Origin of the sequence: Jatrophihabitans sp. (genome assembly GCF_035474675.1) — a bacterium.
Classification (GTDB): domain Bacteria; phylum Actinomycetota; class Actinomycetes; order Mycobacteriales; family Jatrophihabitantaceae; genus Jatrophihabitans_A.
This window is the reverse complement of sequence record NZ_DATINC010000144.1, coordinates 1-23144: the sequence shown is the minus strand read 5'-3', so window position 1 is coordinate 23144 and position 23144 is coordinate 1. Positions and strand designations below refer to the sequence as shown.

20 protein-coding genes and 2 pseudogenes are annotated in these 23144 nt (G+C 72.4%); 7 read left to right on the top strand and 15 right to left on the bottom strand.

Annotated features, from left to right (window positions below; all coding sequences use genetic code 11):
* Together VLJ82_RS16890 and purM are read left to right on the top strand one after the other, a co-directional pair.
* Positions 1-534 (top strand): annotated as a pseudogene (locus VLJ82_RS16890) (amidophosphoribosyltransferase); the annotation flags it as partial.
* Positions 531-1637: a phosphoribosylformylglycinamidine cyclo-ligase gene (gene purM, locus VLJ82_RS16885; protein ID WP_408664533.1), complete on the top strand. Its 1107-nt coding sequence runs from the start codon at positions 531-533 to the stop codon at positions 1635-1637. The pseudogene VLJ82_RS16890 and the gene purM, both read left to right, overlap by 4 nt.
* 44 nt (positions 1638-1681) lie before the next feature.
* On the opposite strand, the gene VLJ82_RS16880 is transcribed toward purM, so the two are convergent.
* Positions 1682-1888: a DUF3073 domain-containing protein gene (locus tag VLJ82_RS16880; RefSeq protein ID WP_408664532.1), complete on the bottom strand. Its 207-nt coding sequence runs from the start codon at positions 1886-1888 to the stop codon at positions 1682-1684.
* Positions 1889-2271: 383 nt separating this feature from the next.
* Here VLJ82_RS16880 and VLJ82_RS16875 point away from each other — a divergent pair, with 383 nt between their 5' ends.
* Entirely contained in the window at positions 2272-2484 is a 213-nt protein-coding gene (locus tag VLJ82_RS16875) for a BldC family transcriptional regulator (protein ID WP_311422163.1), read from the top strand.
* Positions 2485-2573: 89 nt separating this feature from the next.
* On the opposite strand, the gene VLJ82_RS16870 is transcribed toward VLJ82_RS16875, so the two are convergent.
* The 4 genes from VLJ82_RS16870 to VLJ82_RS16855 form a co-directional block, all read right to left on the bottom strand.
* Entirely contained in the window at positions 2574-3731 is a 1158-nt protein-coding gene (locus VLJ82_RS16870) for a CaiB/BaiF CoA transferase family protein (RefSeq protein ID WP_408664531.1), read from the bottom strand.
* Complete coding sequence (locus VLJ82_RS16865; protein ID WP_408664530.1) at positions 3731-5965, bottom strand: 3-hydroxyacyl-CoA dehydrogenase NAD-binding domain-containing protein; 2235 nt, start codon at positions 5963-5965, stop codon at positions 3731-3733. The genes VLJ82_RS16870 and VLJ82_RS16865 overlap by 1 nt, the downstream gene beginning before the upstream one ends.
* The gene (locus tag VLJ82_RS16860) at positions 5965-7179 is read right to left on the bottom strand and encodes an acetyl-CoA C-acetyltransferase (RefSeq protein WP_408664529.1); all 1215 of its coding nucleotides are present in this window, start codon (positions 7177-7179) and stop codon (positions 5965-5967) included. Before VLJ82_RS16860 ends, VLJ82_RS16865 begins: the two co-directional genes overlap by 1 nt.
* A gap of 165 nt (positions 7180-7344) precedes the next feature.
* The gene (locus VLJ82_RS16855) at positions 7345-8124 is read right to left on the bottom strand and encodes an alpha/beta hydrolase family protein (protein WP_408664528.1); all 780 of its coding nucleotides are present in this window, start codon (positions 8122-8124) and stop codon (positions 7345-7347) included.
* Between the two features lie 75 nt (positions 8125-8199).
* Between VLJ82_RS16855 and VLJ82_RS16850 the strand changes: the two genes are divergently transcribed.
* Positions 8200-8691, top strand: a complete 492-nt coding sequence (locus VLJ82_RS16850; protein WP_408664527.1) for a metallophosphoesterase family protein — start codon at positions 8200-8202, stop codon at positions 8689-8691.
* A 65-nt stretch (positions 8692-8756) separates the two neighbouring features.
* Positions 8757-9716, top strand: a complete 960-nt coding sequence (locus VLJ82_RS16845) for an LLM class F420-dependent oxidoreductase (RefSeq protein WP_408664526.1) — start codon at positions 8757-8759, stop codon at positions 9714-9716.
* On the opposite strand, the gene VLJ82_RS16840 is transcribed toward VLJ82_RS16845, so the two are convergent.
* Positions 9709-10290 (bottom strand): HhH-GPD-type base excision DNA repair protein, encoded by a 582-nt coding sequence (locus VLJ82_RS16840; protein ID WP_408664525.1) that lies wholly within the window; start codon positions 10288-10290, stop codon positions 9709-9711. The genes VLJ82_RS16845 and VLJ82_RS16840 overlap by 8 nt on opposite strands.
* 104 nt (positions 10291-10394) lie before the next feature.
* Here VLJ82_RS16840 and VLJ82_RS16835 point away from each other — a divergent pair, with 104 nt between their 5' ends.
* Positions 10395-15197 (top strand): LysM peptidoglycan-binding domain-containing protein, encoded by a 4803-nt coding sequence (locus tag VLJ82_RS16835; RefSeq protein ID WP_408664524.1) that lies wholly within the window; start codon positions 10395-10397, stop codon positions 15195-15197.
* Between the two features lie 13 nt (positions 15198-15210).
* On the opposite strand, the gene VLJ82_RS16830 is transcribed toward VLJ82_RS16835, so the two are convergent.
* From VLJ82_RS16830 to VLJ82_RS16800, 7 genes are all read right to left on the bottom strand, one after another.
* Entirely contained in the window at positions 15211-15879 is a 669-nt protein-coding gene (locus VLJ82_RS16830; RefSeq protein ID WP_408664523.1) for a phosphoribosyltransferase, read from the bottom strand.
* 34 nt (positions 15880-15913) lie between these two features.
* A complete protein-coding gene (gene hutI / locus VLJ82_RS16825) occupies positions 15914-17065 on the bottom strand; it encodes an imidazolonepropionase (protein ID WP_408664534.1) in 1152 nt (383 codons plus the stop codon).
* A gap of 11 nt (positions 17066-17076) precedes the next feature.
* Positions 17077-17337, bottom strand: coding sequence for a hypothetical protein (locus VLJ82_RS16820; RefSeq protein WP_408664522.1), 261 nt, complete (start codon positions 17335-17337; stop codon positions 17077-17079).
* Complete coding sequence (locus tag VLJ82_RS16815) at positions 17334-17906, bottom strand: HhH-GPD-type base excision DNA repair protein (RefSeq protein ID WP_408664521.1); 573 nt, start codon at positions 17904-17906, stop codon at positions 17334-17336. Before VLJ82_RS16815 ends, VLJ82_RS16820 begins: the two co-directional genes overlap by 4 nt.
* A gap of 83 nt (positions 17907-17989) precedes the next feature.
* Positions 17990-18406 (bottom strand): DUF4190 domain-containing protein, encoded by a 417-nt coding sequence (locus VLJ82_RS16810; RefSeq protein WP_408664520.1) that lies wholly within the window; start codon positions 18404-18406, stop codon positions 17990-17992.
* Between the two features lie 94 nt (positions 18407-18500).
* Positions 18501-19109 carry a LysE family translocator gene (locus VLJ82_RS16805; RefSeq protein WP_408664519.1) on the bottom strand — a complete coding sequence of 203 codons (609 nt, stop codon included), beginning with the start codon at positions 19107-19109 and terminating at the stop codon, positions 18501-18503.
* An 18-nt stretch (positions 19110-19127) separates the two neighbouring features.
* Entirely contained in the window at positions 19128-19745 is a 618-nt protein-coding gene (locus VLJ82_RS16800; RefSeq protein ID WP_408664518.1) for a formyltransferase family protein, read from the bottom strand.
* 96 nt (positions 19746-19841) lie between these two features.
* On the opposite strand from VLJ82_RS16800, the gene VLJ82_RS16795 reads away from it, so the two are divergent.
* A complete protein-coding gene (locus tag VLJ82_RS16795; RefSeq protein ID WP_408664517.1) occupies positions 19842-20546 on the top strand; it encodes an alpha/beta hydrolase in 705 nt (234 codons plus the stop codon).
* Positions 20547-20592: 46 nt separating this feature from the next.
* On the opposite strand, the gene VLJ82_RS16790 is transcribed toward VLJ82_RS16795, so the two are convergent.
* Positions 20593-22626, bottom strand: coding sequence for a hypothetical protein (locus VLJ82_RS16790; protein WP_408664516.1), 2034 nt, complete (start codon positions 22624-22626; stop codon positions 20593-20595).
* Between the two features lie 140 nt (positions 22627-22766).
* Positions 22767-23144: pseudogene (locus VLJ82_RS16785) on the bottom strand (urocanate hydratase); the annotation flags it as partial.

Sequence of the window (23144 nt, the reverse complement as noted above, 5' to 3'; positions counted from 1 at the left end):
TTCATCCAGCCGTCCCAGACCATCCGCCAGCTCGGCATCCGGCTCAAGCTCAACCCGCTGCGCGACGTGATCCGCGGCAAGCGGCTGGTGGTGGTGGACGACTCGATCGTGCGGGGCAACACCCAGCGCGCGGTGGTGCGGATGCTGCGCGAGGCCGGCGCGGTCGAGGTGCACGTCCGGATCGCCTCGCCGCCGATCGAGTGGCCGTGCTTCTACGGCATCGACTTCGCCACCCGGGCCGAGCTGATCGCCAGCGCCCTGGACATCAACGGCATCCGCGCCTCGCTCGGCGCCGACTCGCTGGGCTACCTGTCCCTGGAGGGCCTGATTGCGGCCACCGAGCAGCCCAAAACCCGCCTCTGCCGGGCCTGCTTCGACGGCAAGTACCCGATTCCGCTGCCGCAGGTGGTCGGCAAGCACGTCCTGGAGGGGATCGGCCGGGCGGTGAACGGCGGCGCCGCCGAACCGCAGCGGGTCGGCCGGGAACCCGAACGGGCCGAGGGCTACGGCGCCGACGCGCTGCGCCTGTCGTGACCACCCCGCCCGCCAGCAGCGGGACGAAGACCTCCTACGCCGCCGCCGGCGTCGATATCGAGGCCGGCGAGCGGGCCGTGGAACTGATGCAGTCCTCGGTGGCCCGCACCGCCCGTCCCGGCGTGCTGGGCGGTCTGGGCGGCTTCGCCGGGCTCTTCGAGCTCGACCTGGCGCGCTATCCCCGCCCGGTGCTGGCCACCTCGACCGACGGGGTGGGCACCAAGCTGGTGCTGGCCCAGCAGCTCGACCGGCACGACACCATCGGCATCGACCTGGTGGCGATGGTGATCGACGACCTGGTGGTGGTCGGCGCCGAGCCGCTGTTCCTGACCGACTACATCGCCACCGGCAAGGTGGTGCCGGAGCGGATCGCCCAGATCGTGGCCGGCATCGCCGAGGGCTGCGTGCGGGCCGGCTGCGCGCTGGTGGGCGGCGAGACCGCCGAGCACCCCGGGGTGATGGGCCCGGATGACTACGACATCTCCGGAGCCGGCACCGGAGTGGTCAACGCCGACGCGGTCCTCGGCGCCGAGCGGGTGCAGCCCGGTGACGTGCTGATCGCGATCGGCTCGTCCGGGGTGCACTCCAACGGCTACTCCCTGGTCCGCAAGGTGCTGGCCGACGCCGGCCTGGCGCTGACCGACACTCCCGCCGAACTAGGCGGCCGGACGCTGGGGGAGGAGCTGCTCACCCCGACCACCGTCTATGCCCAGGACTGCCTTCGGCTGATCGCCGACGGCAGCCCGGCCCGGGTGCACGCGTTCTCCCACATCACCGGCGGCGGGCTGGCCGGCAACCTGGAACGGGTGCTGCCGGCCGGGCTCACCGCCCGGGTCGACCGGGCCAGCTGGTCGCCGCTGCCGGTCTTCCAGTTGCTCGCCCGGGCCGGCGGCATTCCCCGGGCCGAGCTGGAACCCGCCTTCAACCTCGGGGTGGGCATGGTGGCGGTGACCTCGGCCGGCTACGCCGAACCAGCCCTGCAGCTGCTGGCAGCGCAGGGACTGACGGCCTGGCGACTCGGCGACGTCACCCGTGATGAAGCAGCCGGCAACGGGCGCGGCGGAGTACGGATGAGCGGCGACTACGCCGCCTGCCATTTCTAGGCGAGTGAACTCCGGCCGTCCGCGTCGATGCGGGGCAGCGAGTGCTAGCGGGGCGGGCTTACCCAGCTCTGCTCGTCCTCGAAGTCGTCGTCGGCGGCGTAGGGATCGCCGTCCGGCCGTGACTCTGAGTAGTTGGGTTCGGCCGGATGGCCGAGTTCCCGCTGAAGTGCAGTGAAGTCGGTGCTCTGGGTGTTGTACTTCAACTCCCGTGCCACCTTCTGCTGCTTTGCCTTAGCACGGCCGCGCCCCATGGCTCGACCCCCTCGCTCGCACGGTCATCCGGGCGGAGTCGCTAGGGAAGTCCGCGCCGGGAATGAGTATCAATTCGTATGTCCGAGAGTACATCCCAGCCCCCGCACCTGGCACACCGCTAGAGGCACCGCTTCCAGTGGCGTCGAGCACGTCGGCGGTCGTGTCGCAGAGCTGTCGCAGCCGACACGCTAACCGGCCGTGTTGCTTCAATCACCAACGGTGTAGAAAATACAGTGAAATCAAGCTTCGATACCAAATCGTAATGTTAAGCGGGCAACTTCACAGCGTGCAGACAACAAGTTGCATCAGAAACTGGTGCATACTTCCTAGGACGTCGCAACGGGATGCGCGTTATAAATATCCAGGAAGGGGGCGAGGGTCAATGACCAATCCTCGTCAACGTACAGAGTCTGAGCCGCTGCTGACTCCGTCAGAGGTGGCGACGCTCTTCCGAGTCGACCCCAAAACGGTTACTCGTTGGGCGAAGGCTGGCAAGCTTACCTCGATTCGCACGCTCGGCGGCCACCGTCGCTACCGTGAGTCTGAAGTTCGCTCGCTGCTCGAGGGCAACACGAACACCCCGGCAGAGGTGTAGTTCCCCCGACGCACACACGAACGCCGCAGCTCCGATCCCGGAACTGCGGCGTTCGTCGTTGTAGGGGCCAGGCTCGTCGCTCAGCCGCATTACCCAACGACGCCGGCCGCCCGCAGCTCGGCCAGCCGGTCGGCGGAGTAACCCAGTTCGCCGAGCACCTTCTCGGTGTCGGCGCCGATGGCCGGCGGCTCCTCGGCCACGGTGGCCGGAGTGGCGCTGAACCGGGGCACCGGGGCGGCGACCGGCACCCCCGCCACCTCCGCATAGGCCTGCCGGGCCCGGTTGTGCGGGTGGTCCGGCGCCTCGGCCAGGGTCAGCACCGGCGCCACGCAGGCGTCGGTGTCGGCGAACAGCTCGGCCCACTCGTCGCGGGGCCGGCCGGCGAACACGCCGGCCAGCAGGGCGGTCAGCTCGCCGGCACGGTCGGGGTTCATCGGTGACGGAGTGGTGGCCGGGTCCAGGCCGAGGATGCCCAGCAGGATGTTCCAGAACTTCGGCTCCAGCGCCCCGACCGCGACGTAGCGGCCGTCGGAGCAGGCGTAGCAGCGGTAGTTCGGGGCGCCGCCATTGAAGATGTTGGCCTCTCGCTCGTCGCGCCACTGCCCGTGGCCGTGCAGGGTGCGCACCATGGTCGCCAGGTACGCCGCACCGTCGGTCATCGAGGCGCACACCACCTGCCCGGTGCCGGTGGACCGGGCGCTGAGCACGGCCGCCAGCAGCCCGACGACCAGCGACATCGCCCCGCCGCCGAAGTCGCCGACGTAGTTGGCCGGTGGCACCGGCGGGCCGGCCGCCGGTCCGATGCCGTGCAGCAGCCCCGACAGCGCCAGGTAGGTGATGTCGTGCCCGGCAGTCGAGGCCAGCGGGCCGTCCTGGCCCCAGCCGGTCATCCGGCCGTAGACCAGCCGGGGATTGCGCCGCAACGCCTGGACCGGTCCGATGCCCAAACGCTCGGCCACCCCGGGCCGGAACCCCTCGACCAGCACGTCCGTCTCGGCGGCCAGGTCCAGCGCCACCTCGGCCGCCCCCGGCCGGCGCAGGTCCAGGCAGACCGACCGGCGGCCCCGGCCCAGCGGACCGCCCGGACCGAGGATGGTGGTCAGCGCGTCGGTGCCGGGGGAGAGCCGGTCGATCCGGGTCACCTCCGCGCCGAGGTCGGCCAGCAGCATCCCGACGAACGGCACCGGCCCGATGGCCGGCAGCTCCAGCACCCGGACGCCGCTGAGCGGGCCGCCCCCATCGGCCATCAGAACGTCTCCCCGTTCGCGGCCTTGCTGACCAGCAGGTCCGGCGGGCTGAACCGCGGCCCGTAGCGCTCGGTGAGCTGCTCGGCCCGGGCCAGGAAGCCAGGCAGGCCGGTGCCGGCTGCCTTTCCTCCGCCGTTGCCCGCGCCTTTCCCCGCGCCGTGGTAGCCGTTGATGTACTGCAGCACCCCGCCGGTCCACGGCGGAAAGCCGATGCCCAGCAGCGAGCCGATGTTGGCGTCGGCCACGCTGGTGAGCACGCCCTCCTGCAGGCAGCGCACCGACTCGATCGCCTCGGCGAACAGCATCCGCTCCTGCAGCTCAGCCAGGTCCTCGCTGGCCGGGTCCCCGGCTGCTCCGAACTCGGCAGCCAACCCCGGCCACAGGCCGACCCGCCGGCCGGCCTCGTCGTAGTCGTAGAAGCCGGCACCGCGCAGCCGGCCCGGCCGGCCGAGGGTCAGCATCCGGTCGGTGACCGCCTCGCCGGGATGGGCCGCCAACGTGCCGCCGGCGGCTTGCGCCGCGGCCCGGGCCTCGTCGCGGATCTTGGCGAACAGCTCCAGGTTCAGCTCGTCGGCCAGCTGCAGGGCACCCACCGGATAGCCGGCCTGGGTGCTGGCCTGCTCGATGGTGGCCGGGTGCACGCCCTCGCCCAGCAGAGCCAGCGCCTCGTTGAGATGGGTGCCGATCACCCGGCTGGTGAAGAAGCCCCGGCTGTCGTTGACCACGATCGGGGTCTTGCGGATCTGCCGGGCGAAGTCCAGCGCCCGGGCAAGGGCCGCGTCCGAGGTCTGCTCACCGCGGATGATCTCCAGCAGCGGCAGCTTGTCGACCGGGGAGAAGAAGTGCAGGCCCAGGAAGTCCTCCCGGCGCCGCACCCCGTCGGCCAGCGTGCTGATCGGCAGCGTCGAGGTGTTCGAGGAGAGGAGGGCGTCCGGCGCCACCACCGCCTCCACCTCGGCGAGCACCTGGTGCTTGAGCGCCACGTTCTCGTACACGGCCTCGATGACCAGGTCGCAGCCGGCGAGTGCGGCCACCGAGTCGGTGGGGGTGATCCGGTCGAGCACCTCGTCCCGGCCGGCCTCGGACAGCCGGCCGCGCTCGACCGCCTTGTCGAGCAGCTTGCGGGAGTAGTCCTTGCCCTTCTCGGCGGCGGACATCGAGACGTCGCGGAGCACCACCTCGAGCCCGTTGCGGGCCGCCACGTAGGCGATCCCGGCGCCCATCATCCCGGCGCCGAGCACCGCGACCCGGCTTGCCGTCCGCGGCGGATGGCCGGCCGGCCGGCTGCTGCCTGCGTTGATGGCGTTCAGGTCGAACCAGAACGCCGAGATCATGTTCTTGGCGACCTGGCCGCGGACCAGGTCGGTCAGGTAGCGGCTCTCGATCCGCAGTGCGGTGTTCAGGTCTACCTGGCTGCCCTCGACGGCCGCCGCCAGGATGTGGTGCGGAGCCGGCATCGGCGCGCCCTTGAGCTGCTTGCGCAGGGTGGCGGGAAAGGCCGGCAGCATCGCCGCGAACGACGGGTTGGCAGGGGTACCGCCGGGGATCTTGTAGCCCTTGCGGTCCCAGGGCTGGGACGGCTCCGGATTGGCCTCGATCCAGCGCCGGGCCGCGGCCAGCAGCTCGTCGGGGCTGCCGGCCAGCTCGTCCACGATGCCGGTCTCGACCGCCTGGGCGGGACGCAGCCGCTGGCCCTTGAGCAGCAGCTTGGTCAGCGCGTCGGCGATGCCGAGCATCCGGACGGTCCGGGTGACGCCGCCGCTGCCGGGCAGCAGGCCGAGGGTCACCTCGGGCAGGCCGAACTCGGCCTTTGCGCGGTCCAGCGCGATCCGGTGGTGGCAGGCCAGCGCGATCTCCAGCCCGGCGCCGAGCGCGGTGCCGTTCAGCGCCGCCACCACCGGACGGGGAAAGGTCTCCAGCCGGCGCAGCTCCGCCTTGACCTGCTCGACGGCGGCGAAGAACTCCGCCGCGGTCTCGTCGGTGACTCCGCTGAGCAGCCTGAGGTCGCCGCCGGCGAAGAAGGTGTCCTTGGCCGAGGTGAGGATCACCCCGGTGACGGCGTCCTGCTCGGCGTAGAGCCGGTCCAGCACCGGGCCGAGCGATTCGGTGAAGGCGCGGTTCATAATGTTGGCCCGCTGGCCGGGATCGTCCATGGTCAGCGTGACGATGCCGTCGGCGTCCCGGCTCCAGTCGATCACGCCGATCCGGTCGGTGGCCTCGGTGGTGGCCGTCATCAGATCCGCTCCACCACGGTGGCCACGCCCATGCCGCCACCGACGCACAGCGTGGCCAGGCCGTAGCGCTGGTCGCGGCGTTCCAGCTCGTCGATCAGGGTGCCGAGGATCATCGCCCCGGTGGCGCCGAGCGGATGGCCCAGCGCGATCGCGCCGCCGTTGACGTTCACCTTCTCGGCCGGCACGTCCAGGTCGCGCAGGAACTTCAGCACGACGGCGGCGAAGGCCTCGTTGACCTCGAACAGGTCGATCTGGCCGACGTCCAGGCCGGCCTTGGCCAGTGCCTTGCGGGCGGCCGGCGCCGGCCCGGTGAGCATGATGGTCGGCTCCTGGGCCACCACGCCGGTCGCCACGATCCGGGCCCGCGGCCGCAGGCCGAGCTCGGTGCCGGCCTGCTCGCTGCCGACCAGCAGCAGCGCCGCCCCGTCGACGATGCCCGAGGAGTTGCCGGCGGTGTGCACATGGTGGATTCGCTCCACCCAGTGGTACTTCTGCTGGGCCACCGCGTCGAAGCCGCCCAGCTCGCCGATGCCTTCGAACGAGGCGGGCAGCTTGGCCAGCGTCTCGACGGTGGTGCCGGGCCGGGGGAACTCGTCGTGGTCGAGCAGGGTCAGGCCGTTGCGGTCCCGGACCGGGACCAGCGACCGGCTGAACGCGCCGTCGGCCTGTGCCTTGGCCGCCTTGGTCTGGGAGTCGACCGCGAACGAGTCCACGTCCGCGCGGCTGAACCCCTCCAGGGTGGCGATCAGGTCGGCGCTGATGCCCTGCGGAACGAAGCTGGTGGCGTAGGAGGTCTCCGGGTCCATCGCCCAGGCGCCGCCGTCGGAACCCATCGGCACCCGGGACATCGACTCGACGCCGCCGGCCAGCAGCAGGTCCTCCCAGCCGGAGCGGACCTTCTGGGCGGCCAAGTTCACCGCCTCCAGCCCGGAGGCGCAGAACCGGTTGACCTGGACGCCCGCGCCCGAGGTGGTCAGGCCCGCGACCAGCGCCGCGGTGCGGGCGATCACCGCGCCCTGGTCACCGATCGGCGACACCACGCCGAGGATGACGTCCTCGATCCGGGCCGGGTCCAGGCCCGGGTTGCGGCGCTGCAGTTCGGCGATCAGGCCGGCCACCAGCCAGACCGGCTTTGCCTCGTACAGCGACCCGGTCTGCTTGCCCCGGCCGCGTGGCGTCCGGATCGCGTCGTAGACGAATGCCTCGGTGGTCATGGGTGCTTCCCTCGTCCGTGCGGCTGGAGTTCTGGTCCGGCCGAGGTGCCGATCGGCCGGGGTTACTACACGGTAACCTCCCGGCCGTCCGGGCGTCGTTCGGAACGGGCTCAGCCGTTCGGAACGGGCCCGGCTTCGGCCGCCCAGGTGTCGCCCGGAACGGGCTCAGCCGTCGAGCAGGTCCGGCAACAGGTCGAGGGCCGCCTGCCAGGCAGGCGCGGCCGGGTCGATCACCCCGAAGTGGCCGCCGGGCACCTCGACCAGACCGGCGTCCGCGCCGGCGGCCCGGGCCGCGGCCACGTAGTCCGCGCTCTGCGAGAACGGCACCACGTCGTCGTCGCGGGCGTGCAGGCAGCGCACCGGAACCGGCAGCTGCTCGCGCGGGCTGGCCAGCCGGTACCGCTCGGGTCGGTCGGCCGGCATCCCGCCGAGCAGGGCCGGCACCGCCCCGCTGCCCAGCTGGTCGGCGGCGCCCCGGGCCAGGTCCAGCACTCCGGCCTGCGCGATCACCCCGGTGAGCCGGACCCTCGGCGCCGCCCCGACCGCATCCGCCGGCAGCACCGGCCGGCCAGCTGCCCAGGCGGCCAAGTGGCCGCCCGCCGAGTGCCCGAGCGCCACCACCCGTCCGGTGTCGAGACCGGCGGAGGCTTGCAGGTCGGCGAGGGCGTCGATGCCGGCCGCCACGTCGGTCAGGGTGGCCGGCCACCCGCCGCCGTTGCCGACCCGGCGGTACTCCAGGTTCCAGGCCGCCCAGCCCCGGACGGCGAGATCGGCAGCCAGCGGCGCGCCCCACTCGGCGCCGTAGCGGGCCTTCCAGAACCCGCCGTGGATCACCACCACGGTGCCCGGCCGCCTGTCACCTGCTGGCAGGTACAGCTCGCCGTACTGGGACTCGTCGTCGCCGTAGGAGTGCCGGTGCACGGTGTAGGCAGACGATGCGGGCATAGCTGGTGGCTGGTCGGTGTCAACAGGGGGCTGGTCGGTCACGGCGGACAGTCTGCCTGTGCCAGGCTGGGATGCGTGAGGGTGGCCGTCCTGTCCGACACCCACGCGCCCCGGTTCTGGAAGTCCTGCCCACCGGCGGTCGCGCGGCTGCTGGAGCATGCCGAGGTGATCCTGCACGCCGGCGACGTCTGCACCCCCGACGTGCTGGACGAGCTGTCCCAGTGGGCGCCGGTGCATGCGGTGCGCGGCAACAACGACGGCCTGGACGTGGCGTACTGGGGCGCGCCGGACACCCTCACCCTGGAGCTGGCCGGGTTGCCGGTGGCGATGGTGCACGACAGCGGCGCGGCGGCCGGGCGTCCGGCCCGGCTGCGCCGCTGGTTCCCCGATGCCCGGCTGGTGGTGTTCGGGCACTCGCACATCCCGCTCAACGAGGTGCACGACGGCCAGCGGATCTTCAACCCCGGCTCGCCCACCGACAAGCGGCGCCAGCCGGAGGGCACCGCCGGCTTCCTGCGGATCGAGGACGGCGAGCTGGTCCAGGCCGACATCGTGGCGGTGACCTGAGCCGGCCTGTCCGATGTCCGGGTGCTCTTGCCCGCGGGTGGCTGCGGTGCGGCAGACTGAAGGCCATGACGCGCTTCGGCATCTTCGTTCCGCAGGGCTGGCGGATGGATCTGGTCGGGATCGGCGACCCGGTCCAGCAGTGGGAGGCGATGACCGCGGTCGCGCGGGCCGCCGACGAAGGCTCGTGGGACTCGATCTGGCTCTACGACCACTTCCACACCGTGCCCCGGCCGAGCACCGAGACCACCTTTGAGTGCTGGACGGCCACCGCGGCGCTGGCCCGCGACACCAAGCGGGTCAACATCGGCCAGATGGTCGGCTGCAACGGCTACCGCAACCCGTCGCTGTACGCCAAGATCTCCTCCACCGTCGACGTGGCCAGCAACGGCCGGCTCTACGCCGGGATCGGGGCCGGCTGGTACGAGCACGAGTGGCGCGCGTACGGCTACGAATGGCCCGAGCTCAAGGACCGGATGGGTGCCTTCCGGGAGGCCGTCGAGATCGTGGTCGGCATGTGGACCCAGGACGAGTTCACCTTCAACGGCAAGTACTACTCGGTGGACAAGCCGATCAACGAACCCAAGGGCGTCCGCAAACCGCACCCGTCGCTGTGGATCGGCGGCGGAGGCGAGAAGGTGACCCTGAAGCTGGTCGCCCAGTACGGCGACGCGGCCAACGTCGGGGCCGGCGACCCCGCCACCATCACCGACAAGCTCGCGATCCTCAAGCAGCACTGCGAGACGGTCGGCCGGGACTACGCCGAGATCATCAAGTCCACCAACCTGCCCGTGTTCCCGCTCGATCCCGGCGACGACCCGGTCAAGGCCACCGAGAAGGCCCGCGGCGGCCTCGGCTACGAGGAGTTCGCCGCCAACACCATTATCGGCACCGACGACCAGATCGCGACCCGGGTGGACGCGGCACTGCAGGCCGGCGCCGACTACATCATCTTCTATGTGGCGGGCGTGGCCCACGACCTCGACCTGGTGGCCCGCGCGGAGGCGATCGCCCGCCGGTTCAGCTGAGCCGGGCTGCCGGTCGGGCGGTCGGCGACTTCTGCTGCCTGATGTAGGCCCGCACCCGCCGCAGGGACTCGGCGTCCACCACGTCGGCGGCGGACCGGAACGTGCCCGGCACCCCGAAGATGCCGGTAGCCTCCCGCCAGCCGGCGGGCCGGACGCCGAACTGCTTGGCCAGCAACGCAGTGAAGATCTGGGCCTTCAGCTCACCGAAACCGGGCAGCGCCGTCACCCGCTCGACCAGCTCGCGGCCGGTGCCGGCCTCGGCCCAGATCCGCTCCGTCTCGCCGTCGTAACGCTGCACCACCGCCTGGCACAGCTGCTGCACCCGCACGGCCATGGCCGCGGGAAAGCGGTGCAGGGCCGGCGTCCTGCGGAACAGCTCCTCGAACCCGACCGGGTCGTAGCCGGCGATCACCGCCGCGTCGAGCCGGGCGACGCCCATCCGCTCGGCCAGCAGCTGCGGCGAGCTGAACGCCTTCTCCATCGGGACCTGCTGGTCCAGCAGCATCCCGATCAGCAGCGCCAGCGGGTCGCTCGCCAGCAGGGCGTTTCCCTCCTCCGTCGTCGCCAGGCGCATGAAGACTCCAGGAATCGATCGTGCGGTGAGCACCGTGAATTCCATCATGGGTGCCCGGCATTTCAGCCGGCAGTACGGCCCGGCTGGGCCATACCATGCACGACGTGTTCGGCAACGAGGCCGTGGTCAGCGACCCGATCGCCGGCATCCCGATCCCCGACCGGCTGGCCGGCCTGTCCGACTGGCCCGGGACCACCTGGGCCTACACGGTCGCCGGCACCACGCCCGCTGTGACCATCGAGGTGGCCGGCGGGCTGCAGGCCGGCACCTACCTGCCGGCGCCGGCGGTGCCGTCCGGGCAGGCGTTGCGGTCGGCAGCCGCCCATGCGCGGGAGTTCGCCGCCGCCTTCTCCCAGCTGCGCCGGCCGGGCGTCGAGGTCCGCATCGCCACCCCGCTGGCCGACCAGCCGCTGGCCCCGTCCGTGGCGCCGCTGGCCGGCTACCTCAGCGGTGTGTACGCGTTCACCAGCCAGCTGGCCGGGCTTGCCATCCGGACCCACGAGGTGAGCCAGGGGCAGCAACTGGCCACGGTGGCCGGCGACTACTCGGTGCCGGCCGAGAACCTGCTGCGGGACAACGCCGACCGGGCGGTCGACGCGCTGTTCGCCGGCACCGTGCAGCTGCCCCGGTACGGCCTCCTCGAGCACGGTGAGACGGTCAACGCCTTCGCCCAGCGGGTCGGTTCTACCGCAACTGCCCTGCTCGGCGGCTGGCGCAACGGCGAGGCGCCGGTGCCGGCCGGCACCGGCCTGGCGATCGCAGCGACCACCGGGACGGTGACCGCCGACTGGTCGCTGGCGCAGTACGCGGCCCGGTCGCAGTGCACGCCCGGCGACATCGCCCGGGCCAACTCGGCGGTGCCGGGGCTGATCGCCGACGGGCTGAGCCTGCAGGTCGAATCGATCGAGGTGAGCACCGCCGGCTCGACGTTCGACTCGCTGGTGGCCGACTTCGCCGGGCTGGGCGTGACCACCACGGTCGAAGAGATCGCGGTCGCCAACCAGTACCTGAACGGCATCTTCGCAGCCGGCGGCAGCGGAACCACGTACTCGGTCGACCGCCGGCTGACCGGCGCCCCGAGCACCGTCAGCGCCCTGGTCGCCGAGCTGTTCGGCGGCGACCTGGTCGCCTTCTGCACGCTCAACGGCGACCTGCCGGGCCTGCTGCCGCAGAACACCCGGCTGCAGGTGGGCCAGGACACCGTTGCCGCACCGGCCGATTCGCTGCGCCAGTTCCTCGACGAGGCGGCAGGCCTCAGCCTGGCCGACTTCGCCGCCGCGAACTCCACCAGCGTGCTGGCCACCTCGGTGGTGGTGCTGCTGCCCGCGCTGCTGGACCCGGCGACGCTGGCGGCCAGCCCCTACGGCATCCAGCCTGGCCAGACCCTGGCCCAGATCGCCGGGCTGTTCGGGCTGACCAGCCAGCTGCTCGGCGAGCAGAACCAGGACCAGGGCGGGGTGTTCGTGCCCGGGCAGGCCGTGGCGGTGACCGGCTTCGGCTCGGTCGAGACCGGCCCGGACGACTCGCTGGCCAGCCTGCGGCTGGCGTTCCCGGCCGAGCAGCCCAGCCTGGTGCAGCTGATCGACGCCGTCGCCGACCAGGCCGGGCTGCTGCGTCCGGGCGCCGTGCTGGTCTGCCCGGCGCCGACGGCGGGTGACTCGGCACCGACGGCCGGTGGCTCGGCACCGACGGCGGGTGGCTTGGACCCCACGACGACGCTCGTGGCGCTGGCGACGACGTTCGGGATCGCCGACGCCGTGCTGCTGGCCGAGTGCAACGCGGCGCTGGGCGGTTTTCTCAAGCCCGGCGCGCAATTCTCGATCGGCAGCCAGACCTTCGTGGTCGGTCCCGAGCAGACGCTGGCGAACACCTTCGGCCTGGTCACCCCGGCGCTGGCCACGCCGCTGGGCTACCAGGCATTCCTGCAGGCCATGCTGGACCAGCCGGTGGTCGATCCGGCCAGCCGGCTCCTGCTGCCGCCGCCGGGTGCGGTGCTGCGGGCCGCGCTGCCGGCGGCGCCACCGGTCACCGACGTGCTGACCGAGCTGTCGGTCACGGTCACGATCAGCCAGCCGGCGGACGAGACCGCCGGCAACTCCACCGGCGGGCCCGAGGCCCGACAGGCCGCCAGCACGATTCCCCCGGCAACAACTGGCGAACCGGCCACCCTGACCGGATTCGCCACCGCACTGGCCCAGGCCTACGGCGGGCAGCTGTGGCTGGCCACCGCCCCGGCCCGGGAGGAGGGCGAACAGCGGCACTACGCGGTGCGGTTCGGCGCCCCTGACGACCTAGCCGGACCGCCGCCGGGGCACGCCATCCGGCGGGTCAGCCTGGGCGGCCAGCAGGCCGTCCTCGGGTTGCCGCCGCTGTCGAACAGCCTGATCTCGCGCACCGTGCCGATCCGCTCCTACCTGTCCGGGCAGACCCCGCCGTTCGGCTCGGACACCCAGACCCTGATGTTCCAGTCGGTGGACGTTTCCGACTGGGCCCGGGACCTGCTGGCCACCGTGGACCTGGTGCTGTCGCCGAGCTACGCCGCCACCAGCGAGGCCGACTTCGACGCGCTGGTGGCCGCCAGGTCGGTGTTGGCGGCCAAGATCGCCCAGCAGCTGACCCCGATCCAGGCCGGCAGCTCGGCGCTGGACCTGACGGCGGCCCGGCAGTCGCTGGAGCAGCTGCTACGGGGAAACCTCTCGGGCGGCTACGACACCGACGCGGTAGTGCAGGTCGCCTCGACGGTGCAGGCGAGCTTCGGCAGTACCGGTGCCGACGCCGGCAGCCACCGGCTGGCCGGCACGGCGCAGGCCGATCCGGTGAACCTGTCGAGGAGTTCCACGCTGCGGCAGCTGGCCGACCGGTTCGTGGTCTCGGTCCAGGCGGTGGCCGAACTGCTGTCGGCGACCACCGACGTGCTCGCGACCGGCACCGAACTGCAGTTGGGCACCGCGCACTGGACGGTCGGCGAGCACGACAGCCTCTCGGTCGGCATGGCCGCCCTGGGCGTCCCGGCGGTGGTCTTCGCCGACGCCTTCGCCGACCAGGCCCCGCTGTTCCGGGACGGGGCGGCCCTGACCATCGACGGGTTCAGCGCGCCGGTGAGCCTGGGCGACACGCTGAGCGGGCTCGCCGACGCCCTCGACATCGACCTGGCCCACCTGGCGCTGGCGAACCAGAACCTGACCGGCCTGCTCACCGGCACGGTGTACCTGCGCGGCGAGCCGGTGCCGATCACCGAGCAGACCTCGAGCCTGGCGGGATTGGCCGGCTCGGTGGGGCTGACGGTGCCGGTGCTCGCGCCGCTGATCGCCGACCAGGCGGTGCTGGCCGTCGGCAGCGTGCTGCACGGAGTGCGCTGGGTGCCGGAGTACAGCCTGACCGGCACGGTGAACCTGGACGCGGCAGATAGCGCGGCGACCCTGCTGCTGACCCTGAAGAACCGTGCGCAGCACCGCCGGCTGTTCCTCAACCCCGGCTTCGGCATCACCGCGCTGGAGTGCGCCATCGCCGACGCCGAGGGGCACCAGACCTCGACGGAGCTGCAGCTGGTCAACCCGCTGCCGTCGGACCCGGCGCACCTGAACGGGGCGGTGATCAGCACCGACCTCGGCCAGCTGGACATCCCGGTGGCGCTGCGCACGTACCCGACCGCCCCGCGGCTGGTCAACCAGAGCGCGCTGGCCGGTTACTCCGCCGACCAGATTGCCGGGACCGAACCGGTGCCGGCCCGGATCGCCAAGGTGCTGGCCTGGACCTACTCCGCCGGCTTCGAGCTGCAGCTGGCGGCGCAGGACGTCGCCACCATCACCGTCGGCCTCAATTACGGCCCGGCTCCGTTGCGGTCTGCCGACAGTGGCCCGGACCCGTTTCCGGCGCTGGCCGAGTATGCCGGCAACGCCGCCGCGATCAAGGCCGACCTGGCCACGCTGATCGGCCCGACCGCCCGACCCGGGCCGGAGACCCCCGGCCGGTCCGCGCTGGCCGCGCTGGCCGACCTCGCCACCAGGGTGGCCGACACCTGGGGCTTCGTGCCGACGACACCGGTGAACCCGGACGGCTCCGGCGACAGCCTGGTTCCACGGGAGAGCTACAGCTGGCAGTTGCGGACCCGGTCCCGCTCCGGCGACGGCGGCGAGCAGCTGCTGGCCGCGCTGGTGCTGGCCCGCGAGCCGGGAACCGACAGCTGGGGCCCGGACGGCGCGATCCCGGTGCTGGGCTACCTGGACCCGTCCGGCGTACTACACCCGCTGCAGCAGCCGGAGGTGCCCATCGGCCCGCCGCCGCAGAGCCTGACCTACCTGTTCGCCGAGGGCGTTTCGGCTGGTTCCCGGCTGGTCTATGTCATCTCCTACGACAAACTCAACGTGGTGACCTACCAGAACGCCCGGGCCGGCCTTTCCGTCAGCCGCAACCAGAACCTGGTGCCGGGGACCGTCACCAACGACCAGTTCGTCTACCGGACGCCGCCGCTGACCTTCACCAACCTGGCGGTGCCGAGCCTGCTCTGGGACTCCGGGTTGCTGTTCGGCACGGGCGGCCGGGCGCAGCTGGCCGCCGCCCTGACCACGATGTTCACCGACGTGCTCGGCGCCCCGCCGACGGCTGCCGAGGTGACGCAGAAGCTGGGTGGCAGCTACGGCTACCGGCTGGCGCCGCCGGACGGACCGCTGGGCCCGACGGACCTGGTGTCGCTGACGCCGGTGTTCTACCGGCCCACCTTCGGCTATACCGACACGGTGCCGGCCGACACCGCGGCCGCGGTGGACAACTGGTTCGGCAGCCATCCGCCGTCGCCGGACAACGTGGCGTTCCTCAGTTTCGACCTGCAGCTGTTCTCGACCAGAACGCCGGGGCAGGTGCAGCCGCTGATCCGGTTCGGCCGGCTGGACTACCAGCTGACCGAGTGAGTTCCGAGCCGGCTCACTTTGAGGTGGCCAGGATGTCGATCACGGTTGCCTCGCTGGTCTGGGAGAAGTCCCGATAGCCCTGGCTGACCGAGCGGAAGTCCGCCGGCTGCCAGGGGCAGACCAGTGCCTCCACCTGCCCGGCCAGCTCCTGGCAGCTGCGCGGCGCGCCGATCGGGACCGCCACCGTGAGGTGGCCGGCGCCGGCGGCCCGCAGGACGGCGACCGCGGCCCGCATGGTGGCGCCGGTGGCCAACCCGTCGTCCACCACGATCACCGGCCGGCCTGGTAGTTCCAGCGGGGTACGGTCGCCGCGGTAGCGAATCGCCTGCTGGTACAAGATGATCAGCTCGTCGTCGCAGGCGGCTCGGAACTCCGCCGCCGGCACGCCGCGTTGCCGCAGCACGGTGTCGTTGGCGACCGCCACGGTCCGATTCCCGATCGCGGCCACCGCGCCCATCGCCAGCTCTGGCTGGCCGGGCAGGCCCACCTTGCGTACCAGCAGCACGTCCAGCGGGGCCTGCAGCCGGCTGGCCACCGGGCCGGCGACCGGGATGCCGCCGCGTGGCAGGCCGAGCACCAGTAGGTCGCCGGCAGGCACGGCCGGCTGCGCGACCAGCCGCTCGGCCAGCACGGCGCCGGCCTCGGCCCGGTCGACGTACGGCCTGCTCGACGGGCGGAGCACCCCTCCAGCCAAGCACCGGGCGCAAGCCCCCTCGTCAGCGCAGCGGGATCTCCTGGCCGGCCTGCCACACCCGGTGGACGATCGGCACGCCGGGCCGGTAGGCCAGGTGCAGGTAGCTGGGCGCGTCCAGCACGGTCAGGTCGGCGCGCAGGCCGACCGCCAGCCGGCCGATGTCGTCCCGGCGCAGCGCCCGGGCGCCGCCGGCGGTGGCCGCGTACACCGCCTCGGCCGGGGTCATCCGCATCTCCCGGACGGCCAGCGCGATCGCCAGCGGCATCGAGGTGGAGAACCCGGAGCCCGGATTGCAGTCGGTGGCCAGCGCCACGGTGGCGCCCGCGTCCAGCAGGCCGCGGGCGTCCGGGTAGGGCGACCGGGTGGAGAACTCGACCAGCGGCAGCAGGGTGGCCACCGTGTCCGAGCCCGCCAGCGCGTCGATGTCGGCGGCCGTCAGGTGGGTGCAGTGGTCGGCGCTGGCGGCGTCCAGCTCGACGGCCAGCGCCACCCCGCCGCCGGCGGTCAGCTGGTTGGCATGCAGCCGCGGTCGCAGGCCCGCAGCGATGCCGGCTTCGAGCACCGCCCGGCTCTCGTCCACGTCGAAGGCACCCCGCTCGCAGAAGGCGTCCACCCAGCGGGCGTGCGGCGCGCAGGCGGCCAGCATCGGGCCGCACACCAGGTCGAGGTACTCGCCGCGGTCGACACCGGCCGGCACCACGTGCGCGCCGAGGAAGGTCACCTCGGGCGTCTGCTCCGCCGCGATCGCGACCGAGCGCTGCTCGGTGGCCACGTCCAGGCCGTAGCCGGACTTGCACTCGAAGGTGGTCACCCCGGCCGCGTGCAGCTCGGCGGCCAGCCGAGCGAGGTTGGCGCGCAGCTGGTCGTCGGACGCGGCCCGGGTGGCGGCCACCGTGGACCGGATGCCGCCGGCCGTGTAGGGCTGGCCGGTCATCCGGGCGGCGAACTCCTCGGCCCGGTCGCCGGCGAACACCAGGTGCGCGTGCGAGTCGACGAAGCCCGGCAGCACGCACCGGCCACCCAGGTCGAGCGCGGTATCGGCGTCCGGCGCCTGGGCCGCGGGGCCGAGCCAGCCGATCGTCTCGCCGTCGATCAGCAGCGCCGCGTCGGCGATCTCGCCGAACTCAGGATCCTGAGTGGCCAGCAGCCCGATACCGGTCAGCAGCAGGCTCATCTCTGCCGAGCTCACCGGCCCGGTCCGAGAATCCACTCCTGCAGCTGCTCGTCGGTAGATAGCTCGACCAGCTGGACCAGTTCCACGTTCCACCGGTGGTTGGGAGCGAAATACAAGTGGTCATTCCAGTCCCCGGCGTACTCGCGCAGTGCCGAGACCAGATCGCTCACCGCCTCGTCGAAGGTGCCGCCGTGGCCGGAGATCGGTAGTCCCGGCAGGAACGTCGACCATCCGCCCGCCTCGGCTACTACGACCGCGTCGGAGAGCTTCATGACGAGGCCTTGGCGGCAGCCTTGGCCTGCTTCTTGAACTCGCGCACCTTGGCCAGCGACTCGCCGTCCACCACGTCGGCGACCGAGCGGAAGCCGGGCTCGCCGTAGGCGGCCGCCGCCTGCTGCCAGCCGGGCGGCTGGATGCCGAACTGCTTGCCGAGCAGCGCGGTGAAGATCCGGGCCTTCTGCTCGCCGAAGCCGGGCAGGCCGGCGATCCGCTTCACCAGCTCCCGGCCGTCCCCAACTGTGCTCCACACCGAGGCGGTGTCGCCGTCGTACTGCGCCACCAGCGCCCGGCAGAGCTCCTGCACCCGCTTGGCCATCGCGGCCGGGAACCGGTGCAGCGCCGGCACCTGCCGGAACAGCTCCTCCAACGCGGCCGGGTCGTAGTCGGCGATCTGGCCGGCGTCCAGCCGGGCCACGCCCATCCGCTCGGCGAGCACCTGCGGCGAGGTGAAGGCCTTCTCCATCGGGATCTGCTGGTCGAGCAGCATGCCGACCAGCAGGGCCAGCGGGTCATCGGCCAGGAACTCGTTGGCAGCCGGGGTGGTGGCCAGGTGCAGGGTCATGCGGCACATCTTGGTACAGCGGGGTCTGCCGCGGTACCGGCGGACCGCCTACCGATGATCAACTGCTGCCTACTCCAGCCGGATCAGCTGCCGCCCACCTGGCCGCGGAACTCGTCCTCGCACTGCTGGATCTGGGTCTGGTTGTTGCCGGCATCCTTCAGGCAGTCCCGCAGGTTCTGGGCTTCGTCCGAGTTCCACAGCGACACGCCGACCGCGATCAGCAGGCCGGCGACCAGGATGCCCAGAACGCCCAGGATGATGCCGGCGATCGCCCGGCCCCGGCCCAGCGCCACCCCGCCGTTGGCGCGGCGCAGGCCGACGATGCCGAAGATGACGGCCAGCAATCCGAGCAGCACCCCGCCGATCACGGTCCAGCTGCTGAGCAGTGCCAGGATGCCTAGCACCAGGGCCGCGGTGGCCATCCCACCGCCACCGATCGGCCGGGCGGGTGGGGCCTGCGGCGGCGGCGAGCTGTATGAGCCGTACGAGCTGTTCGTCACGGGTGCTCCTCGAAACAAAGGCGGCACGGGACGTGGTTGACCCGACGTGTCCCGATCATGGCCACCGCGCCGGACTCCCGTCAAACCGGCAGCCTCAGCGCAGTGCGATCAGCAGCCCGGCCAGCACGAACAGCACCGCCGAGATCCGGTCGATCCGGGACTTGGAGTCGGTCGCGGACAGCATGGTGCGGGCCAGCTCGGCCATCAGCCCGTAGCCGAGCACCACCGCCGCCATCACCGCCACCAGGATCGCGCACAGGATCAGGTAGCTCTGCACGCTGACGTCGGACACCTCGATGACGCCCGGCAGCAGCGCGACGTAGAACACCAGCGCGATCGGGTTGGACAGGGTCATCGCCATGCCCAGCCCCACCTCGCGGGCGCGGCTGGCCGGCGCGGTCGGGACGTCGGTGGCGAGCAGCCGGCCGGCCCGGCGCCACTTCTTGATCCCCAGCCAGATCAGGTACGCCGCCCCCGCGTAGCGCAGCACCGCGAACACCGGGCCGAGCGCGGCCACCAGCCCGGTCAGGCCGATCACCGCGGCGGTCAGCAGCGCCAGCTTGCCGACCACGATGCCGCTGGCCAGCGGAACACCGGACCGGATGCCGTTGCCCAGGGTCCGGGCCAGCAGGCCGGCGATCTCCGGACCGGGAGCGGCGGCCGAAGCCGCGAAGGCCAGCAGGAAGACCGCGTACTGGGTCATCGTCCCTGGGCAGAACAGCTAGCGCAGGCAGGGATGGTCGGGCTCCTCGACCTTCAGCCGGTCCAGCCAGGCGAACAGCTCTTTGTTGGTGTAGAGCCGGTCGCCCCAGGTCTCGGTCGACTCGGGCAGCGGCTTGCCGGGCAGGATGTAGTCGGTGACGATGTCGTAGAACTGGGCCAGGCACACCGCGCCGACGTGCAGCCGCAGCGACGAGCCGGTCTCGCCGGGCGCGATGTTGAAGTAGTCGGCCCGGATGATCTTGCCGGTGTCGACCGACTTGGCCATGTGGTGGACGGTGGTCCCGAAGTCCGGTGCCTGGGAGTAGATGGCGTAGTACTGGCTGCCCAGGCCGCGGTGCCGGGGCGGTGCCGGGTGGAAGTTGATGGCGCCCTTGCGCGCCCTGGTGAAGATCTCCTCCCGGATGATCAGGTCACCGCGGTAGGAGATGATCCAGTCACCCTCCCACTCCTCGACCAGGGCGGGGTACGGATCGCCCGGGTCCCAATAGACCACGTCCAGGTTCTCGAACACGGTCCTGGCCCATTCGACGCCCAGGTCGCACCAGATCATGGTGCAGACGATGAGCAGGACCTTGTCCTGCGAGCCGGGGGCGGCCGGCGCCTGGGTGTGAGCCATCAAGATCCCTTTACACGTCCGGTTCGTACGTATCGGTACCTTACCGGACATCGTGCAGACACAATGAGGCATCGGAACCAGGACCGGGGAGGACCCGTGAGCTCGACCTTCTCCGCGCAGGCCCAGCTCGACTGGCAGGCCGGCCAGCTGTCGGCCCGGCCCGCCAAGCCCGACCAGCCGCCCCTGCCGGCCGGCCTGCACCAGCTGCCCGGCGGCGGGGACGACTCGCTGCTGCTGGTGCCGGCGTCGGCCGGCGACGCCGCGCTGCCTCTGGTGGTGCTGCTGCACGGCGCCACCTCGCGTCCGGAGCGGGTGCTGACGGTGCTGCGCGAGAACGCCGAACGGGACGGCTTCCTGCTGCTGGCGCCGAAATCCCGGGACTACAGCTGGGACATCATCGGCGGCGGCTTCGGCCCGGACGTGGCCACCCTGGACCGGCTGCTGGCCGAGGTGTTCTCCCGCTTCGAGGTGGACCCGGCCCGGATCGCGCTGGCCGGCTTCTCCGACGGCGCGTCCTACGCCCTGTCGGTGGGGCTGGTCAACGGCGAGCTGTTCAGCCGGATCCTCGCCTTCTCGCCGGGCTTCCTGGTGCCCGGTCGCCGCCGCGGCCGCCCGGCGGTGTTCCTCTCGCACGGCGATGCCGACACCGTGCTGCCGATCCAGCGCTGCGGCCGGCGGATCGCCGCGCAGCTGCGGGCCGACGGGTACCCGCTCGACTACCGGGAGTTCGCCGGCGGGCACACCGTGCCAGCCGAGCTGGCCACCGCCGCCGTGCGGCCGCTGGTCGCGGCGACCGGCTGACCCACTTCCCGGCCGATCCACTTCCGGACGGGCCGGGCCAGCCGCGCTACCGCCGCCAGAAGGTGACCAGGGCCAGCACGGCGTAGCCGGCCAGCACGATCCAGGTCGCACTCGGGCGGCTGCTGGTCTGCCGGCTGGGCAGGCCGCCCAGCAGCGCGCGCTGGCGCAGCAGCAGCATCGCCGCGCCCAGCCGCTCGGCGCGCTGCTGCCGCCCGCGCGGCCCGTCCGGATCGTCGAACGGGCCGACCTCGACGACCACGTCGGGCTGCCAGGCCACCGACAGCCGCTCGCCGTCCCGGCGGACGCCGTGCAGCCGGTCCCAGGGCACCGAGTGCGCCCACCACGACCCCGACACCTCGAACCGGGGATGGTCGATCCGCAGGCGGGACAGCAGCCGGGCGCTGCCGGCGACGGCCAGCCGGCCGAAGCCGATCGCCACCAGCACGTGCTGGAACAGGCTGAGCCCGCCCACCCAGACGGCGGCCGGGTAGCCGACGAAGCCGGCCAGCAGCATCGCGGCGCCGATCAGCCGGATCCGGAGCCGGGGGCGGACGGTGAGCGGCAGGTCCGGTAGCTGCCCGGCCGCCGGCTGCACCGCCACGCCGGGAAACAGCTCCGGTTCGGCCGGGGTGCGGGAGCTCCGTAGTCGCTGCCACCAGCCGGCTATCCCGCCCGGCGGCCGCTGGTCCGGCTGGTGTGGCTGGTGTGGCTGCTGGCCCGGATCGTGCTGACCCGGCCCGGAGTGCCGGCTCTCGCGCAGCCGGCCGACCCGCAGCCGTCCGGTCGGCAGCAACGTCTCTTCGGCGGTGACCAGCATCGCGACTCCCCGGTCGGCCAGCTCGCCGATCAGCACCGCATCCTCGACCACCGGCGGCGGTGCGAACCGCGCCACGCCGGCCGGGTCCTCGTCCCGCCAGGTGCGGCCGAAGGCCTCCTGGGTCTCGTAGTCCCAGCCCTCGTCCGGCTCGTAGTCGTCCGGCTCGTAGTGGTCCGGCCCGTCGTCCGGTCCCCAGCCGCCGTTCTCCCAGTTGCCGGCCGGCCGGTCGCCGGTCGCCGGTCCGGCAGCGCCCGGGGGTGGCGCCGCGAAGACGGCCAGCCGGCCGATCGGCCGCTCGGCGTCGAAGCCGCTGCCGGCTGCCGGCAGGATCAGCGCGCGGCCCTTGTGGTCGGGACGGATCCGGACCCGCAGCGCCGGGTGCTCGCCGGTCTCCAGGGCCCGCAGCCGCCGGTACCAGCGCCCGCGGAACAGCAGCCAGCAAGCGGCCAGCAGCCAGCTTCCGGCGCCGGCGGACTGCCAGTACGTCACGTCCTGCGGCTCGGCGACCAACCGGATCCAGTCCGGGTCCCGCGGGTCCAGCAGCACCGGGGTGCTGGAGTGCAGCGGATAGGGGGCGGTGTAGTCGTAGACGCCGATCCGGTACTGCCGGGTGCCGGATGACGGGGTGCGGGCCTGGACGGTGATGGACTCATCCGGGCGGACCTCGACCACCCGGGCCTGGACCTGGACCGCCCGGCGCAGGTGCGCCCGCTCCGCGGAGGTCTGGTGGCCGTACCAGGCGAAGAACCCGATGCCGGCCAGCACCAGCACCCCGGCCACCAGCCATCGGCCGGCACCCAGGGGGAGGCCGGTCGGTTGCGCTATCGCGGCGGCGGGGACCTGGCTGCCGTCGGTCGCTGCCGCGGCGATCCGGCGCTGCTCGGCGGCTCCCCGCAGCAGCCGCCAGCCCACCAGCGCGCAGAGCAGCCCGTGCACCCCGAACGCCCACTGGGCTGCCGGAATGTTGTCGTAGCGCACGTCGGCGAGTGCGAAGGTCACCCCGGCGAGGCAGCCGAGCACCGGCATCCACCACAGCAGCACCGGCGTCGCCATCAGCACCACGAACGCGAACGCAAACGTCGAGTCGGGCCCGCACGCGGACGGATCCTGCGGGGTGCACTGGGTGTTGTCGCTGGCGAACGCCACTATGACGGCGACCAGCCACAGGGCGGGCAGGACGCCGCCGGTGACCCAGCGCGGCACCCCGGCCCGGACCCAGCGGTTTGCGGCAGCGGCGGACAACGGCGGCACAGCGGGCAGCACGGGTAACCCTTCTCGGCGCAACCAGCTTGGGGGGAGCCCGCCGCAGGTTCAGTTACGCGCAGTGACAGCCGAGAAGGCTAACAGCCCGACGGCGTGCCCGAGGTCGGCTCGCGCACCGGCTCACCTGCTCGCGCATCGGCTCACTGCTCGCGCATCGGCACCCGGACGCCGCGCTCGGCGGCCACCTCGTCGGCGCGGGGGTAGCCGGCGTCGACGTGCCGGATCACTCCCATGCCGGGGTCGTTGCGCAGCACCCGGGCCAGCTTCTCGGCAGCCAGCGGCGTTCCGTCGGCAACGCTGACCTGGCCGGCGTGGATGGAACGGCCCATGCCCACCCCGCCGCCGTGGTGGATCGACACCCAGGTGGCGCCGCTGGCGACGTTGACCATGGCGTTGAGCAGCGGCCAGTCCGCGATCGCGTCCGAGCCGTCGGCCATCGCCTCGGTCTCCCGGTACGGCGAGGCCACCGAACCCGAGTCCAGGTGGTCGCGGCCGATCACGATCGGGGCGCTGATCTC

Coding starts and splice junctions, on each gene's coding strand:
- VLJ82_RS16845 (WP_408664526.1), top strand. CDS start 8,757: ATGACGCGCTTCGGCATCTTCGTTCCGCAGGGCTGGCGGATGGATCTG.
- hutI (WP_408664534.1), bottom strand. CDS start 17,065: ATGAGCCTGCTGCTGACCGGTATCGGGCTGCTGGCCACTCAGGATCCT.
- VLJ82_RS16820 (WP_408664522.1), bottom strand. CDS start 17,337: ATGAAGCTCTCCGACGCGGTCGTAGTAGCCGAGGCGGGCGGATGGTCG.
- VLJ82_RS16805 (WP_408664519.1), bottom strand. CDS start 19,109: ATGACCCAGTACGCGGTCTTCCTGCTGGCCTTCGCGGCTTCGGCCGCC.
- VLJ82_RS16800 (WP_408664518.1), bottom strand. CDS start 19,745: ATGGCTCACACCCAGGCGCCGGCCGCCCCCGGCTCGCAGGACAAGGTC.
- VLJ82_RS16875 (WP_311422163.1), top strand. CDS start 2,272: ATGACCAATCCTCGTCAACGTACAGAGTCTGAGCCGCTGCTGACTCCG.
- VLJ82_RS16870 (WP_408664531.1), bottom strand. CDS start 3,731: ATGGCCGATGGGGGCGGCCCGCTCAGCGGCGTCCGGGTGCTGGAGCTG.
- VLJ82_RS16840 (WP_408664525.1), bottom strand. CDS start 10,290: ATGCGCCTGGCGACGACGGAGGAGGGAAACGCCCTGCTGGCGAGCGAC.
- VLJ82_RS16855 (WP_408664528.1), bottom strand. CDS start 8,124: ATGCCCGCATCGTCTGCCTACACCGTGCACCGGCACTCCTACGGCGAC.
- VLJ82_RS16880 (WP_408664532.1), bottom strand. CDS start 1,888: ATGGGGCGCGGCCGTGCTAAGGCAAAGCAGCAGAAGGTGGCACGGGAG.
- VLJ82_RS16815 (WP_408664521.1), bottom strand. CDS start 17,906: ATGACCCTGCACCTGGCCACCACCCCGGCTGCCAACGAGTTCCTGGCC.
- VLJ82_RS16860 (WP_408664529.1), bottom strand. CDS start 7,179: ATGACCACCGAGGCATTCGTCTACGACGCGATCCGGACGCCACGCGGC.
- VLJ82_RS16865 (WP_408664530.1), bottom strand. CDS start 5,965: ATGACGGCCACCACCGAGGCCACCGACCGGATCGGCGTGATCGACTGG.